General features: G+C 55.3%; 10 protein-coding genes. All 10 read left to right on the forward strand.

Annotated features, from left to right (window positions below; genetic code table 11):
• Position 1 precedes the first annotated feature (1 nt).
• The 10 genes from HV782_RS12635 to HV782_RS12680 all read left to right on the forward strand — a co-directional run bounded on the left by HV782_RS12635 (position 2) and on the right by HV782_RS12680 (position 16,698).
• On the forward strand, positions 2-292 hold the full coding sequence (locus tag HV782_RS12635) for a hypothetical protein (protein WP_186747173.1): 291 nt from the start codon (positions 2-4) through the stop codon (positions 290-292).
• 161 nt (positions 293-453) lie between these two features.
• Entirely contained in the window at positions 454-855 is a 402-nt protein-coding gene (locus HV782_RS12640; protein WP_217890347.1) for a hypothetical protein, read from the forward strand.
• A 111-nt stretch (positions 856-966) separates the two neighbouring features.
• On the forward strand, positions 967-1,275 hold the full coding sequence (locus HV782_RS12645; RefSeq protein ID WP_217890348.1) for a hypothetical protein: 309 nt from the start codon (positions 967-969) through the stop codon (positions 1,273-1,275).
• Positions 1,276-1,285: 10 nt separating this feature from the next.
• A complete protein-coding gene (locus tag HV782_RS12650) occupies positions 1,286-1,651 on the forward strand; it encodes a hypothetical protein (protein WP_217890349.1) in 366 nt (121 codons plus the stop codon).
• A gap of 70 nt (positions 1,652-1,721) precedes the next feature.
• Entirely contained in the window at positions 1,722-2,273 is a 552-nt protein-coding gene (locus HV782_RS12655) for a hypothetical protein (protein WP_217890360.1), read from the forward strand.
• Between the two features lie 370 nt (positions 2,274-2,643).
• Positions 2,644-13,992: a two-partner secretion domain-containing protein gene (locus HV782_RS12660; RefSeq protein ID WP_217890350.1), complete on the forward strand. Its 11,349-nt coding sequence runs from the start codon at positions 2,644-2,646 to the stop codon at positions 13,990-13,992.
• A 3-nt stretch (positions 13,993-13,995) separates the two neighbouring features.
• The gene (locus HV782_RS12665; RefSeq protein ID WP_189656048.1) at positions 13,996-14,628 is read left to right on the forward strand and encodes an SMI1/KNR4 family protein; all 633 of its coding nucleotides are present in this window, start codon (positions 13,996-13,998) and stop codon (positions 14,626-14,628) included.
• A gap of 361 nt (positions 14,629-14,989) precedes the next feature.
• Complete coding sequence (locus HV782_RS12670) at positions 14,990-15,445, forward strand: Imm42 family immunity protein (RefSeq protein WP_128615622.1); 456 nt, start codon at positions 14,990-14,992, stop codon at positions 15,443-15,445.
• Between the two features lie 157 nt (positions 15,446-15,602).
• Positions 15,603-16,295 (forward strand): transposase, encoded by a 693-nt coding sequence (locus HV782_RS12675; protein ID WP_128615621.1) that lies wholly within the window; start codon positions 15,603-15,605, stop codon positions 16,293-16,295.
• A gap of 112 nt (positions 16,296-16,407) precedes the next feature.
• Positions 16,408-16,698 carry a hypothetical protein gene (locus tag HV782_RS12680; RefSeq protein WP_217890351.1) on the forward strand — a complete coding sequence of 97 codons (291 nt, stop codon included), beginning with the start codon at positions 16,408-16,410 and terminating at the stop codon, positions 16,696-16,698.
• Positions 16,699-16,804 lie beyond the last annotated feature (106 nt).

The raw sequence follows: 16,804 nt of genomic DNA on the forward strand, positions 1-16,804 counted from the left end.
TATGAACTACTCGCGTGTGGTTAATGTTTTGAGGTCGGTATTTTCGGTAGAGGTAGGGCTGAGTGACTCGGAAGCTCAAAGTTTGTTAAGGCGTATGCTGGATGATCCGGAACAGCGATCGAATATCGAGCGGGAACTTGAATCTCTTTATCAAGATGACTCTGTATCCTGGGTTTTGCTGCTAGACAACGATGACTATGTCGTATATCCGGCAGATGACGAGGCAGATGCCAAGGAATATCTCACATCGATTCTCTGGGATCAGGTTTTTCCAGTTGGTCCAAGTAACTGAGAAGTTAAAGGTGGCAGATTTGTTTTTTCGCGGAAAAGGATCACAAATCCAGCCGAAACTAAATCCGCCACCTTTTTTGTCCCCCGTTTTTGTATTGTCGTGTAGTCCGTCTCACATTATGTGCAGTGCATTTTTAAGGAGCTAAAAGAAGGGCTTTAATTATGTCATTGTCGGCAATGATCCTATCATCAGAAAAGTTGAGCGCGGATGATTTTAAAGCCGTGCTCCTGGAACATGGCGGGTTCGTGAGTGCCGGAAAACCTTCTCGCGGTGGCGTTGGTGAGGATGATTCAGATATTTGGTTGGCCCTGCACTCAAAAGATATTCTTGATGAGTTTTATGATGCCGAAGATCAGCAAGAATGGCAGGATGCTCTCGGGGCTACTCCGCAGACAATGATTGAGATTAATCTAGATCATACTGAGCACGCGAAGTTAATGTATCTGAAGGTTTTTTTGAGTTTTGCGAAAGCCTGGCCTTGTGTTTTAAATGACGTGGACGATTCCACTCTGTCCAGTAGGTCGGTTTGTGAGAAATACAAGAACCTTCTGGGCGGGTTATAAGAGGAGTGTCGCGATACAGGTAGCACGTCGCCGCGGGTTCTGCTGACTTGGGTTATTGAGTCGTTCAATTAACCGTTGGTGGCGCGTGAGTCTTCGCGGGCTAAATTGAGAGTGTTGGTCGTTGTAACGCTGGAGCGGAGTGTTAAAAAATTGGCTAAAACGCTATCGTTTTTTATGTTGGTTTTCATACTTTCAGGTTGCAACACCCACGTCAGAGACCTTTCTCGGGGCAAGGTGTTCTGCTGGATCGCCAAGCTTAACGAAGCAGCCAATAACGCCACGTTCAAGCACTTCCCTCAGTTGGAAACGCAAGCCAATGCCAACGAACCCCTCGATGTGTCGGTGCGCTCCAACGGCATGGGTACCGGCAATATTTATAGCTGCGGGCCGCTGAACGTGCCAACGGCCATAGTATGTTGAGGGACTCATCATGTCTGCGATTTTAAGTTATAAAGAGATAATGCAGCGAATGTTTTACTACTATCCCATTTACTGCAGAACTAAAATCAGGAAGAACAAAAAGTCGGGTTTTTCCTGGGTTGAAGGGGAGCTTGAAGTCGGCTATGCATTAAATGAGATGGAGGAAAGTTTTGTTACTCCAGTTGAAAATTTAATGCTCCAGACTGCCGGACTTGTGTTGTCGGCGGGTAGAGAGCCCAAGGTGGCTTTTGATTTTGCAGTCGCCCATATAAAAGGGATTATTGAGGTGGATGGGTTAGCGTTTCTTATGTCGCAGTTGTCTGAACAGGATGCTTTGCAGGTCGAGTCGGACTTACAGCTTCTGGACATTATTTAACGGTTGCTGCAGGGCAGGTTTATTGAGTTCGATAAGCCTGCCCGCTACGTCTTTACGGGGTGATAAAAAATTGATTAGAACGGGACTTTTGTTTCCACTGGTTTTCCTGATTGCAGGCTGCCATTCGAACGTCAGAGACTCTTCCCCCACTCTTTTAAAGGATGGCATCCAACTTCAACAAAAAAAAGTCACCACGGATGAACAACACGCCAAAGTCATCATGAAAGCCACAGGCTACACATACCCTGTCGAGTTCTCCGTCCGCCGTGCTTCAGATCCCGATCGGCGAATGGAAGTGTTGGGTACTGTGGTGGATTCCGGGCGAGGCAAGGTGTTCGCCTGGATCGCCAAATTCAACGAAGCGGCCAACAGCGCCACCTTCAAACATTTCCCTCAGCTGGAAACGCAAGCCAATGCCGACGAACCCTTCGAGGTCTCGGGGCGTTCCAACGGAATGGGTACCGGCAACACTTATAGCTGCGGGCCGCTGAACAGTACTTTTACGCCGGAACGAAGCAAGGTCTACCTGGTGGAGTTTCAGTTTGTCGGGCAGGGTTGCGAGCAGCATGTTTACGATGTTAGCCAGCCGGATCAACGAATTGCTGTGACGTCCAAAAACTAAAAATCCCCCGCACGTAGCGACAGGCGGTCGAAACGTAAGATTGACGTCAAAATGATGGCCATCTAATATCGCGCCACTATTTTGATATCGCTTTCGTTTCAAGGGATCGAACATGTCCTCACCCGCCCTCGCGGCGAGGTTGTGCGCAGCTTTGCTGTGCATGTCTCCACTTTATTTCGTCGCCACAGCATCGACTCCCGGCGGCGCCACTGATACCCGCTGTTCCCCATCCAGAGCATCGAGCTCAAGGGCGTCGCCGGTGTGACGTTGCTCATTCCCCGGGACGGCCGGACGCGCTGACCTAGCGCGAAGCACCGATCTATTTCTGCATCGACTTCTTCATCTAAAGCAACTTCTCGAGATCATTGACATGGACGTTCGTCAGTTCGCCTTTCTTGCGTTCCAACCTTGTGCGGCCGTAAAAGACCGTGAGCGTTTTTTGGGCATGCCCAAGCGCGGGTTGGCATTTGTGCTGGCGAACGTCATGTTCTGGCAACCCATGTGGGCACAGGCCGACGGCATCGTCGTGGCCAACCCGAATACGTCGCTTGATCGCGCCGGCAATGGCGTGCCGATCATCAACATCGCCACGCCCAACGCCAGTGGTCTGTCGCACAACCAGTTCCACGATTACAACGTCGGCGCGCAAGGACTGATCCTCAACAACGGCTCGACGCAGAATAATCTCACCCAGTTGGGCGGGCATATCATCGACAACCCGAACCTGAAAAACAGCGGTTCGGCGCAGGCAATTCTCAACGAAGTCATCAGCGGCAACCCGAGCCAGTTGCGCGGTTACACCGAAGTGGCGGGGCAGTCGGCGCGGGTGATTGTCGCCAACCCTTATGGCATTACCTGCAACGGTTGCGGTTTTATCAATTCGCCGCGCGTGACTTTGACCACCGGTAAACCGGTGCTCGATAACGGTCGCCTGGATCGTTTTCAGGTTGATCAGGGCACGGTGGCCATCGAGGGCACGGGCCTTAACGCGACCAATGTCGACCGCTTCGAAATCATCACCCGCAGCGCGAAAATCAACGCCGAGATTCAGGCACAGAACCTGACGATTGTCGCCGGGCGCAACGACGTCAATGCACAAACTCTCAATGCCACCGCCCGTGCCAATGATGGCAGCGGTAAGCCGCAACTGGCCATCGACTCCTCAGCCCTCGGCGGAATGTATGCCGGGGCGATCAAACTGGTCGGCACTGAGGCCGGGGTCGGGGTGAAGCTCGACGGCAAGCTGATTGCCAGCGGCGGTGATATTCAGCTCGATGCCAACGGCCAGTTGAGTCTGGCTGACACCTCGGCCACTGGTATGGTCAACGTCAAGGCTGCCAGCCTCGACGCACGCGGCCCGGTTTATGCCGGCACCGCGCTCAATGTGCAGACCCAAGGCAACCTGTCCAACCGTCAGACCCTCGCGGCCCGCGACAGCATCAACCTCAGCGCTGGCGGTCAACTGACCAACGCTGGCGCCATCGAGGCGGGCGTCAACGCCGACGGCAGCCGCAATGCCAACGGTGATCTGAGCCTGACCGCGCAGGAACTCGACAACAGCAGCAAAAGTCTCACCGCGAGCCGCAACCTGACGGTCAACGCCGTTTCTCTGAATAACCGGAAAGGTACGCTCAGCGGTCAGAACATCGCCATCACTGGCGGCATGCTCGATAACCACAGCGGGCAGATTCTCGGTGACCTGGGCCTGAATATCGATCTCGGCGGTGCGCTGGACAACCGCGACGGCGCGCTCGGTTCGGGGCGTTCGCTGAATCTGAAAGCTGCCAGTCTGGACAACCGTGAAGCCGGGGCGCTGGTCAGCGATGGCAGCCTGACTGCACACATCAGTGGCACGCTCGACAACCGCAACAAGGGTGATATCTCTGCCAAAGGCGCCGTCGATCTGCAGGCCGGCACCTTGCTCAACAGCGACGGTAAAGTCATCGGTAAAAGCACGCTGGCCGTGCGCAGTGATGTCGCCGACAACCGGGGCGGGGTGATTCAGGCCGACCAGCAGTTGACCTTGAGTGTTGTGCAACTGGATAACCGCGAAAAAGGCGTGATCAGCGGCAAGGCTGGCCTGACTTATGTCGGCACCCGGCTGGATAACAGCGGTGGTCTGGTCAGTGCGGTCGGCACCGTCAACCTGACCGCTGCCGAAATTCAAAACGCGGCCGGACGGATTTCCAGTCAGAGCGACCTGCTGGCAACCATCGGCCTGCTGCAACAACAGGGTGGTGCGCTGGTTGCCCAAGGCAATTTGAGCCTGACCGGCAAGACCCTCGACAACCGCAACGGCGGGCTGGTCGGTACGACTAAAGCGCTGACACTCTCGGTCGACGACGTCGACAATCGCAGTGGCGAAATCTCCAGCAACCTGCTGATGAACGTCAAAGGCCTGCGTCTGGATAACGGCGACGGCGGCAAAATCCTCTCCGGCAGTAACATTGGGCTGAGCGTCACCAAGCTGATCAACCGGAGCAAAGGCTTGATCGCCGCCACCAAGGGCGCGGTAACCGTTACCGGCACCACGCTGGACAACAGCGGCGGCAATCTCAGCAGCCTCAACGGTCTGGTGATTACCCTTGATGACGCGCTGATCAATTCGCTCGGCGCGATCAGCAGCGACGGCACGCTGACCGTCGATGCTGCGCGCATCGACAACAGCAACGGCAGCCTCGGCAGTGCCGGCAACCTGATACTTTCCAGCACTGGCGCTTTGCTTAATCAGGCCGGTTCTATCAGCAGCGACAGCCTGCTGACCGTCAACAGCGGCAGTCTTGATAACAGCCGCAAAGGTGTGATCTACGGCCAAGGCAACAGCCGGGTCGAGACCGGCGGATTTGACAACAGCCAGGGTGGCAAACTTTCCAGCGGAGCGGCGCTGACGCTCAAGTCAGGGCAGGTCAACAACGCCACCGGCCGCATCGCCAGCCAGCAGGCGCTGGATGTTTCGCTCACCGGGCTGGATCAACAGGGCGGTGAGCTGTTCAGCAAGACTGATCTGACCCTCGATCTGAACAATGGCCAACTGAACAACCAGAACGGTTTGATCAATGCCCCCGGCACGCTGCTGCTGAAAAACCTCAACGGCGTGAGCAACCAGGGCGGGGAAATTTCCAGTCAGCAAGCCTTCTTGCTCGCCGCGCATGATCTCGACAACAGCAACGGCAAACTGCTCAGTCAGCAGGGCCTGACGTTGCGCATTGCGGCGGCATTGAACAACCTCAAAGGCGTCATCTCCGCCGCCTCGCTGGACAGCCACAGCGGCAGTCTGGACAACCACGAAGGTCTGATCAGCAGTCGCGCCGAGTTGTTGCTCACCACCGAAAAGACCCTGGATAACCAACTCGGCACGGTCATCGCTGACGGCCAACTGACCGTTACTGCTGACGAACTGGACAACCGTGAAGGCAATATCGCCGGCAAGGTCGATGCCAGCGCGCAGGCAAAAACCGTCAACAACCAGAATGGTCAGTTGATCGCCACCGGCGTCCTCAAACTGGAAGCCGATCAGTTCGATAATCGGCAGAACGGTCTGCTGGGCTCAAGCAAAGACATGACCCTGACCGTCGCTGACCTGGACAACCGTGGCGGTGAGGTCAGCAGCAACGGCGATTTGCAGATTACGGGCAAAAAACTCGATAACAGCGACGGCGGCAAAATCTTCACCGGCACCGCCCTGACGCTGACCGTCGATGAAGTGCTCAACCGCACCAAAGGCCTGATCAATGCGGGCTCGCAGTTCAATCTGCAGGGGCGCTCGCTGATTAACAGCGACGGCGAATTGCTCAGTCAGCAAGGCATGCTGTTGAACCTCACCGGCGCCTTTGATAACACTTCGGGCAAGGTCAGCAGCGAAGGCACGCTGACGGTCAACAACGCGAAACTGACCAACGTAAAAGGCAGTCTGTCCAGTGCAGCGGACTTGATGCTGGACAGCGACGCCAGCATCGACAATCAGGGCGGCCAGATCGTCACCGACGGCGCGCTGGTACTGAACAGCGCCAGCCTCGACAACCGTCAAAAGGGCACGCTCAGCGGTAAAGGTGCCGTCACGGTCACCACCGACGCCTTTGATAACAGCAACGGTCGACTGAGCAGCGCCGACACCCTGAACCTCACTGCCGGCCAGGTCACTAACAGTGGCGATGGCAGTATCGGCAGTCAGAACGCGCTGACGGCTTCGGTCAGCGGGTTTGATCAACAGGGCGGCAAGCTGTTCAGCAACACGCAGCTAAGCCTGGACCTGAACCACGGCCAGTTGAACAACATCGGCGGTTTGATCAACGCTCCGGGCACACTGCTGCTCAAGCAACTCAACGGCGTCAACAACCAGGGCGGCACAATTTCCAGCGCCGAAGCGTTCACCCTGACCGCGCAAAGCCTCGCCAACAGCAACGGCAAACTCCTGAGCAATCAGGGCCTGACCCTGCGCATCGCGGCCGCACTGGACAACGTCAAAGGCATGATCGGCGCAGCCGCCATCGACGCGAGCGCTGCCAGCCTGAACAACAGCGGCGGCAACCTGGTCAGCCGTGGCGACCTCGGCCTGACCGTTGACGGTCTGCTGCGCAATGACACCAAAGGCCTGATCAGCGCGGCGCAATCTCTCGAGATCACCAGCGCCGATTTGAACAACCGCGACAGTGGCTTGATCAACAGCCACGGCAACCTGACGCTGGCCGCCACCGGACTGGACTCCAGCGACGGCGGCGAAGTTTCCGCCAGCGGTGACATTGATCTGAAGCTGACATCCCTGACCCAGAACGGCGGACGCCTCGTGGGTGACAAAGCCGTCACTCTCGATCTGGCCAATGGCGATCTCGACAACCAGCGCGGCGTGCTCACGGCGCAAGGGCCATTGACGCTCAAGCGCCTGCGTGACGTGAACAACCAGAGTGGTGAGATTTCCAGCAAGCTCGGTTTCGAGTTGATTGCCCGAGCCGTGAACAACAGCGCCGGCAAAATCATCAGCGGTGAAAAACTGCTGTTGCGTGGCACCGAGCTGGTCAACCAGAAAGGCCTGATCTCCGGTTGGCAAGGACTCACCGTCAACGCCGACAGCCTGGACAACCGCAACAGCGGCACGCTCTCCAGCAAGTTCGCCGATGTCTCGGTCGATCTCAACAATGCGCTGCTTAACAGCGACGCGGGGGCTGTAGTCGCCCAAGGCAATCTTCACCTCAAGGCGGACAGTCTCGACAACAGCAACAAAGGCAATCTGAGCAGTGGCGCATGGCAAACCCTGACGCTGGGCGGTGCGCTCAATAACAGCCAAGGCCTGATTTACAGCGGCGCGGCACTGGATGTCGTCAGCACAGCGTTCACCAATGCCGGCGGCTCAATCAATGCCGAACAGGCGTTCACCGCTACGGCCACAGGTCTGGACAATAACGGCGGCCAGATCGCCAGCAACGCTGCGATCACCCTCAACCTGAGCGGCGAGCTGAACAACAACGCCGGCAAACTGGCGAGCAGCGGCGCGATGTTGATCAAGGGTGTGACCGATCTGCGTAACCAGAACGGCCAGATCGCCAGCCAGAAAACACTGGAGGCGCGCACCGCTTCGCTGGACAACAGCAACAAGGGCACCGTCGCGGCGAACGACCAGTTGCAGATCTCCGCAACGGGCGCCGTCAATAATAGCGCCGACGGTCTGATCTACAGCCAGAAGGCCGGCGTGCAACTGAGCGCAGCCAGCCTGCGTAACGGCAAAGGTTCGATCCAGAGCGAAGGCGCGTTGACCCTTGAAGTCAGCGGTGACTTCGACAACCAGAGCGGCAAGGTCATCGCGCAAAGCGGCAATGTCTTTGTCACAGCGGCCAACATCGATAACCGTGGCGGCACGCTGTCCAGCATCAAGGGTGCACTGGAAGCACGCACCGTGGGTGTGCTGCGCAACGGCTTCGACCTCAATAACAATCGCCAGGGCGGCATCATTCAGGCGCAGAGCCTGACGCTTACTGCATTGGCTGGGCTGAACAACAACGGCGGGCGGATTTCCGCGCAGTCGGCCGACAGCAGCATTACCACGGCAGCGCTGGATAACAGCAGTGGTGTGCTGTATTCGAGAGGACTGTTGGCCGTCACCGGCACAAATCTGGAAAACGCTGGCGGGCAGATCGCTGCCAACCGCATCGATTTCGGTCTCAGCGGCGCGTTGCGTAACGGCACGGGTGTCATCGAAAGCGATACCCAACTGAGCGTAAAAGCCGCCAGCGTCGACAACCAGAATGGTCGTCTGCGTTCGCTGGGCAACACCGGCAAAACCCTGTTCCAGATCGGCGGTTTGCTCGACAACCGCAACGGCGTGCTGGAAACCGCCAACGCCGACATGACCCTGGCTGTCGGCGGCCTCCTCAATGCCGGCGGGCAACTCAACCACGTCGGGCGCGGCAAGTTCGACATCTCTACCGCCAATGTCATCGGCGCCGGCGGCAGCATCGTCACCGGTGGGCTGCTGGAACTCAACGCCGACAGCTGGAGCAACTCCAACGTCATTCAGGCCGGTCGCCTGAACGTCAATGTCGGCCAATTCAGCCAGACCGCCAGCGGTAAATTGCTGGCTTCCGATTCCCTGCAGATCCGTGGCGGCAACTGGAGCAACGATGGCTTGATCGCCAGTGACGGCATCCTCGATATGCAAATCGGCGGAACCTATGCTGGCAGCGGCCGCTTGACCAGTCAGCGCGGCGCTTACCTTTCCGCCGCGCAGATGAACGTCGCGGCGGGCGGCAGTTTCGCGGTGGGTGCCGCGTCGACTCTCAATATCGGCGGCCAGCTCAGCAACGCCGGGCGCATGACCTCCAGCGACGACCTGACGATCAACGCGGGCGGCGTTGCCAACACCGGCACCTTGGGCGCGGCGCAGAACCTCATCATCAATACGCCTTCGTTGCTCAATGATCGCGGGCTGATTTTCAGCGGCAATAACATGACCCTCGGCGTCAGCACGCTGACCAACCAGCACGGTGATTTTTACGGTCTGGGCGATGTGGTGATCGGCGGGTACGCCGGCGCGGCACGGGCAGCGGGGGTGTACAACATTTCCGGCTCGATGGAGAGCGGACGCGGGTTCACGCTGAGCGCCGATGTATTTGAAAACCGCACAGAAGGGCCGACGGCGTCGGTTGAACGCAAGCTCATTTCCGGGTTCATCGCGGCGACGTGTGGTGACTGCGTTGGCGGCACCTTTAATAACTTCCTCGCCAGCCGCGAGACTTATCAATTCTTCGACACCGATACCAGCGCTTCGGCGGTGTTCAACGTCGGCAAGGATTTTACGTTCACCGGCGGCACCTTCCTCAACAGCAAAAGTACGCTAGCGGCGGGCGGCAACATCAGCATCACCGCCGACAGCTTGAAGAATATCGGTGCCAAGAGCGGCACCGTCGAAGTCACGCGTCAGTACAACTTCGAGATGGGCACTGGCTCCACGGCGCAATTCATGGCCGACGTGATCATGCCGTACAACCAGCGCAACAACCCCGATTTCCCGTTTGTGTACTACGTCATCGCGCCGGAAGGCCTGATCCGTAAAGCGATCGCCAAAACCGTGGGCAATGGCATCGTCATCGTTGACGCCGAGACAGGCGAAAACGTCGGTAGTCGTAAATATGGCCGGGCCATGTCTGGATTCAGCGCGGGCTTTGAAACGTCAACGCCATCGATGTATGACCCGAATAATTTGCTCGCCTTACCGAGCGAACTGACGCCTTACGAGAGCCGCGTTGCAGTCGAAAACCCGGTTAACAGCAGCGGTGCAGCTGATACCAACAACTCGCGCAACGCAGTGATTCAGGCGGGCGGCAAAGTCTCGATCACCGCCACCCGCGAAGTTGAAAACAGTGTTATCCATCAGGACTACAGCTCAATCGGTGGCACCAATAAAGTTGCCGATACCTCGGTCGGAAACAGCGGCACCGTCGTTGTGCGCATCAACAGCCAGCTGCCGCCCGATCTCGCACAACAGCAAGTCAATCCGCTGAGCCTGCCGGGTTTCGCTCTGCCGACGGGCGAGAACGGTTTGTTTCGTTTGAGCGGGCAGGGCACCAGTGGCGCTGCGGCCAGCAACACCGGGCCAGCCCCGACGTGGACGGTCGGCAGCGAGTCGGTGAATGCCCAGGATCATATGGTCGCCGCCAGCAGTGGCGGGCCGCGCAACCTGTTCATTGATGCCCCTGCGCAGGTATCAGATAGCACCCGCGCCGTGGATACGTTCCATCGCACGCCAAGCATGGTTCAGGCCGTCGCCAGTACGGTCGAAGTCAAAGTGCCGGAAAGTTCTGCGGGCACGGGCAGGCCCAACCGCGGCAACGACATGAAAGAGTCGATCGACACCCGTCCGGTCACGCGTGTCACTGGTCTGCCAGACACCACGGCGCCCTCGAATCCGCACAAATACCTGATCGAAACCAACCCGGCACTCACCAACCTCAAGTCGTTCATGAGTTCCGACTACCTGCTCGACAAACTCGGCTACAACCCCGATCTGAGCGCCAAACGCCTGGGCGATGGACTCTACGAACAACGCCTGATCCAGCAAGCCGTCACCGCCCGCACCGGCCAGGCTTTCCTCGACGGCCAAACCTCCAATGAGGGCATGTTCAAGTACCTGATGAACAACGCCATCGCCAGCAAGGACGCGCTAAACCTGTCGGTCGGCGTCGGCCTCACCTCGCAGCAAGTCGCGGCGCTGACGCACGACATCGTCTGGCTCGAAGAGCATGAAGTGAATGGCGAAAAAGTCCTGGTGCCGGTGGTGTATCTGGCGCAAGCCAATGGCCGCCTCGGCCCAACCGGTGCGCTGATTGCCGGTAAGGATGTGACGCTGATCGCCGGTGAAAACCTCGACAACGTCGGCACGCTCAAGGCCACCAACAACCTGTCCGCCACAGCGGGCAAGGACCTGGTCAACAGCGGTTCGATCGAGGCGGGCAATCGTCTGGACCTGCTGGCCACCAACAGCATCGTCAACAAGGCCGGCGGCATCATTGCCGGCAAGGACGTCAGCCTGACCACTCGCACCGGCGATGTGATCAACGAACGAACCATCACCTCGATGGACGACCAGTACGGCACCGTCACCCGGCATCAGGACTTTGCCGATAACGCAGCGCGAATCGAAGCCGCCAACGACCTGACCGTCAAAGCGGCCAACGACATCAACGTCATCGGCGGCGTGCTGAAAAGCGGTCAGGACATGGCGTTTAATGCCGGGCGCGATGTCAATGTGGTCTCCGTGCAAGTCAATGACAGCGTTTCGTTGGGTTCAAGGGCAAGCAGCAGTGATATCACTCAACTGGCCGCAGATATCGATGCCGGACGTGACTTCAAGGCCGAGGCCAAGCGCGACATCAATGTGATTGCCAGTGAGATCGATGCCAAGCGTGATGTGTCGATGAAGGCTACCGAGAATCTGGTGATCAGCTCGGCGGCGGATGAAGAACATTCGAACTCCAAGAATAAGAAAGAGAAGCGTCAGGAGGATCATGTCACTCAGGTTATGTCCGGTATTACCGCGGGTGGCGACGTCAAACTCGAGGCGGGCAAAGACCTCAGTGTGATTTCCAGCCGCGTTACTGCGGGTGATGAAGCCTACCTGGTTGCGGGAGACCGCCTAGAACTCCTGGCCGCGCAAGATACGGATTACTCGCTGTATGACATGAAGAAGAAAGGCAGCTTCGGCAAGCTGAAGATGCAACACGACGAAGTGACCGACATTAAGCACGTCGGCTCCGAAATCAAGGCCGGTGGCAATCTGACGCTGTCGAGCAAAGGTGATCAGCTGTATCAGGTTGCCAAGCTGGACAGCGGTAACAACATCACACTGGACAGTGGCGGGTCGATTACTTTTCAGGGGGTCAAGGACCTCCATGACGAAAACCATACCAAGACCAACAACAGCGCTGGCTGGGTGTCCTCCAAAGGTCGCGGCAATACCGACGAGACCTTGCGCCAAACCCAGATGATCGCCAAGGGCAATATCGTTATCAAGGCAGTCGATGGCCTGAAAATCGACATCAAGGATGTGAATCAGCAATCCGTCAGCCAGACCATTGACGCTATGGTCAAGGCTGATCCGCAGTTGGCCTGGTTGAAAGATGCCGAAGCCCGAGGGGACGTGGATTGGCAGCGAGTGAAGGAGATTCACGAGTCTTTCAAATACGAGAACTCGGGACTGGGCCCGGCAGCACAAATCGCAATCGCCATCATGATGTCCTTCGTGATGGGGCCGGCAGGGCTGGGCCTGGTCGGCGGTGGCTTCGGTGGGGCAGTCGCCACAAGTCTGGCAACCACGGGCGTTACCAGCACCATTAATAACAAGGGTGATCTCGGGGCCGCATTCAAGGAGACCTTCAGTGCCGGAAGCTTGAAAAATGCGGCTATCGCTGGGTTTACGGCGGGCATGCTCGACTATGCAGACACCAACTGGTTTGCGGCTGGTGGCAGCAAAACTGCAAATATCCTGACCAGCAGCAACATTACTGATGTCGCCATCCGCACGACCGGCCGGGCGATCATTTCCAGCGGTATCTCTACCACTATTGGTGGAGGCAGCTTTGGTGACAATTTCGGAGCGGCGTTGCTGGGTGAGGCGAGCAGTGTCGCTATGGCGACCGGCTTTGACTTTGTCGGTGACAACACACTCAAGTTCCCAGAAGGCAGCGCAGAAAAAGTCGTAGCGCATGCGTTGATGGGTGGTTTGATTTCCCAGGTGCTGGGTGGGGACTTTGCGACAGGTGCAGCTGCCGCTGGTCTGAACGAAGCCGCGATGAATGTTCTTGTGAAGTTCGCGGGCGGCAACGATCAGATGCAGGTGATGCTGTCGCAACTGACGGGCGTGTTAGCGGCCGCCGCAGTGGATGGAAACACCCAGTTAGGGGCCGCCATCGCAGGGAGTGCTACGACCTATAACTACCTTTATCACCGTGAGGTGAAAGAGATGCTGGCCGAAATGGACAGCAAATCCACTGACGAGGAAAAGCTGGCGGTTAGGGACAAATACGAAGCGCTCGACAAGCAACGAGAGTTGGAGCGTGACGAGTTTTGTAAAGGAGCAGCTGATACTTGCCGTCAGATCTCACGCGATTTGGCCGACGATGATGAAAAATTTTCAGAGCTCATAAAGAAACTGAGAAGTGAAGGCAAGGGAGCAGAGGCCTATTGGGTAGGCTCTGTTCAATGGGGGAATTTACATTCTGCTGGATCAATGGCTTCCGTTGTGAAAGCACAGGAGGGTGGATTCTTTGCAAAATTGGGCGCTGTGGTTTTCGAGATGGGCGCCGGAATTTTTCCGGGGCGGGCTATCGGAAAAGGCACGACGGCTATACATGTAGCAGATGAAAAGGTTGTTGATGTAAAAGGGGCCGCTGGCGGCGCAGGCGGTACTGAAAAAGTCGTCACGATCAGCAAAGATCGCTACCCCGAGTCGGCGCAACATATTGAAGATGCCATCGGCGCAGGAAAGCCTGACACGTTGACCATAGATCGAGATAATGCGGCAACGCGCAGGCGTGATTCTTTGCGCGGAATTGAAACAAGACCGGGCCTCGACCGTGATGAATATCCGCCCGCCATGTTCCAGGAAGGGGGGCAGGGAGCCTCGGTAAGGCATATCACCGCTGGTGATAACCGTGGGGCAGGCGCTTGTATTGGCGCTCAATGCAGAGAGTTGCCTAACGGGACGAAGGTTAGAATAGAGGTGATAGATTAGATTATGAATAATTTGGATAAGTTGTTATCGATTGCAAGTTCATCCTTGAGTGAGTGTGAACCAGAACTGTCTGGGCCAATACGCAACATGGCAGGGACTTCGACGGAACAACTTTTTGAAATACTGCGTCAGCGCAATGGCTTCTATGCTTTTGAAGGCGCGCTGCATGTTTTTCCAAGCGATTCCAGTCAAAGTGAAATGGGCATATCTGATTGGAATCACGCTGACCTGTGGCGCAGTAGCTACAAAGGCCTAGCCGATAACGTTGTCTTTTTTGCTGAAGATATCTTTGGTGGGCAGTTCTGTATCAAGGATGGCAATATCTACATTTTTGATCCGGAAACTGGCTCTTTAGAGTACTTGGCTGCGGATGTTGAAAGCTGGGCTGAAGTAGTTCTGCACGACTATGAAGTATTGACAGGCTATCCGTTGGCTCATCAGTGGCAAAAGCGCAATGGTCCAGTTCGTGCAGGGATGCGTTTGCTGCCCAAGGTGCCTTTTGTAATGGGCGGTGATTTTTCCTTGGATAATTTATATGTTGCCGATGCTGTAGAAGGCATGCGGCTCAGAGCGTATATAGCCGATAAGATTAAAAATTTACCAGACGGTACTCAGGTTAAATTCAGTCTGGACTGACAGAGAATGAGTGAGAATGGATCAGGTTTATACAAGATTTGGTCTGTTTTATCCGCAAAAGAAGTAATGACTTTGATGTGCAGGATGACGATCCAGTCAAAGAAGCAAGTCTTGGGGGTATTGGTAAATGGGGACAGACCCTGAGGGATCCCCACAAATCTACTCTAGGCTCTGAGGATAAATGGGGAAAGACCACGTTTAGAAAGCACTCTGAAAACGTGGTCTGTCCCCTTTTTATGCTTTTTATGCTTTTTATGCCCTTTTTATGGTCTGTCCCCTTTTTTATTTGGTGGCGCCGGAAACCCATGTTGGCTAGTTATATACCGGCGGCAGTGCAAAAGGCGCTAGGAGTAAGATTGAAATGATTTACGGCGATCCGTTTATATTCTCAATTCAGTTTGATGTAGTGAGAGATTGGACTGATTCAAGTTGTTTCTGGGTAAACGGCTTGTTTTCGTTGTTTGTTGGTGGGGAAAGGCTCCTTGATGTCGTGGATGTTGCCGAGCTTAAAACTGCCGTGAACTTCTACGCAAAAATGGAATTTGAAAATATAGAGGAGGGCGATTCAGCGATTTCTGCAAAAGAATTATTCGCTTCCGCGCATCGTTATTTTTTCAAAGGGGAGTCCGCCATTCTAGAAGGCGTGCAAGATATGACGTGCACCTTCTTGGGGGACGCCGGTCTGTTTATTTATTTTCAAAAAACAGAGCATGCGGACAGGCTGGTCTGGAGTAAGGACTTTGGCAACATTGTCCATGAGGCGTTGCTGCCTCGGGGGGCAGTGGGTGGCGTAATTGAAGGTATTGAAGAGTTGTAGAGTTGGCAGCGGCATGGCTGGTCAGAATGTCCTGACAAGATAAATGGGGTCAGACCACGTTTAATGTAGTTGACTGCAACAATACGTAAAAATTTGCCGTCATTTGTGCCTTTCGGCCCGCTAAGCTTTCAGTTCGACCAATTGAAAGGATTCATCGATGCCGCGTAGACCAAGAGTTTTGATACCAGGCGTACCGTTGCACTTGATTCAGCGAGGAAACAATAGGTCTGTGTGTTTTTTTACCGACGAAGACTATCTTTTTTATCTGGAGCTTTTAGTCGAACAGGCTTCTAAAAATGAATGTGATATTCATGCGTGGTGCCTAATGACCAATCATGTTCACTTGTTAGTCAGTCCTCATTATGCCAACAGCGCAAGCCTGCTGATGAAAGGTGTCGGCCAGAGATACGTCCAATACATAAATCGTGCTTATAGTCGCAGCGGAAGTTTGTGGGAAGGCCGGTATCGTTCATGCCTTGTTGAGAGTGAACGATATTTGTTGTGCTGTTATCGATACATCGAAATGAATCCCGTCAGAGCGAAAATGGTAAATCATCCGGCAGAATATCGCTGGTCAAGTTACCGTGTTAACACACAATCAGAGCGATCACACATTGTTACCCCTCATGCTCAGTATTTGGCGCTTGGAGGGCAGGGCGGGCAGCCGGCAGAAGCTTACCGCGAACTGTTCAAAAATGACTTAGAGTCGGAATTGGTTGACCAGCTTCGTGACGCGACCAATGGGAATAATGTTTTTGGCGGTTCAAAGTTTGCTGTTGATGTCGAGGAAATGATCGGTCGTCGCGTGCAGCGAGGGAGCCCGGGACGGCCAAAAAAATCGATCATTTAGTGAAAACGTGGTCTGTCCCCGTTTTACCCGCAGCGTTCAGGCAACCTATGAGCTTGATAAAGCAAGTAATACATGGCAAACCATTACTATATTTCCAGCTAGGTGACTGCTTATGAACTACTCGCGTGTGGTTAATGTTTTGAGGTCGGTATTTTCGGTAGAGGTAGGGCTGAGTGACTCGGAAACTCAAAGTTTGTTAAGGCGTATACTAGATGATCCGGAGCAGCGATCGAATATCGAGCGGGAACTTGAATCTCTTTATCAAGATGACTCTGTATCCTGGGTTTTGCTGCTAGACAACGATGACTATGTCGTATATCCGGCAGATGACGAGGCAGATGCCAAGGAATATCTCACATCGATTCTCTGGGATCAGGTTTTTCCAGTTGGTCCAAGTAACTGAGAAGTTAAAGGTGGCAGATTTTTTTTGGCGGAAAAGGATCACAAATCCAACCGAAACTAAATCCGCCACCTTTTTTGTCCCCCGTTTTTGTATTGTCGTGTAGTCC

The sequence above is a fragment of the Pseudomonas monsensis genome, from assembly GCF_014268495.2.
GTDB classification, from domain to species: domain Bacteria; phylum Pseudomonadota; class Gammaproteobacteria; order Pseudomonadales; family Pseudomonadaceae; genus Aquipseudomonas; species Aquipseudomonas monsensis.

What these genes read in the sequence shown, in the direction of transcription:
- HV782_RS12675 (WP_128615621.1), top strand. Translation starts at nt 15,603, where the DNA reads ATGCCGCGTAGACCAAGAGTTTTGATACCAGGCGTACCGTTGCACTTG.
- HV782_RS12640 (WP_217890347.1), top strand. Translation starts at nt 454, where the DNA reads ATGTCATTGTCGGCAATGATCCTATCATCAGAAAAGTTGAGCGCGGAT.
- HV782_RS12665 (WP_189656048.1), top strand. Translation starts at nt 13,996, where the DNA reads ATGAATAATTTGGATAAGTTGTTATCGATTGCAAGTTCATCCTTGAGT.
- HV782_RS12680 (WP_217890351.1), top strand. Translation starts at nt 16,408, where the DNA reads ATGAACTACTCGCGTGTGGTTAATGTTTTGAGGTCGGTATTTTCGGTA.
- HV782_RS12660 (WP_217890350.1), top strand. Translation starts at nt 2,644, where the DNA reads ATGGACGTTCGTCAGTTCGCCTTTCTTGCGTTCCAACCTTGTGCGGCC.
- HV782_RS12670 (WP_128615622.1), top strand. Translation starts at nt 14,990, where the DNA reads ATGATTTACGGCGATCCGTTTATATTCTCAATTCAGTTTGATGTAGTG.
- HV782_RS12635 (WP_186747173.1), top strand. Translation starts at nt 2, where the DNA reads ATGAACTACTCGCGTGTGGTTAATGTTTTGAGGTCGGTATTTTCGGTA.
- HV782_RS12650 (WP_217890349.1), top strand. Translation starts at nt 1,286, where the DNA reads ATGTCTGCGATTTTAAGTTATAAAGAGATAATGCAGCGAATGTTTTAC.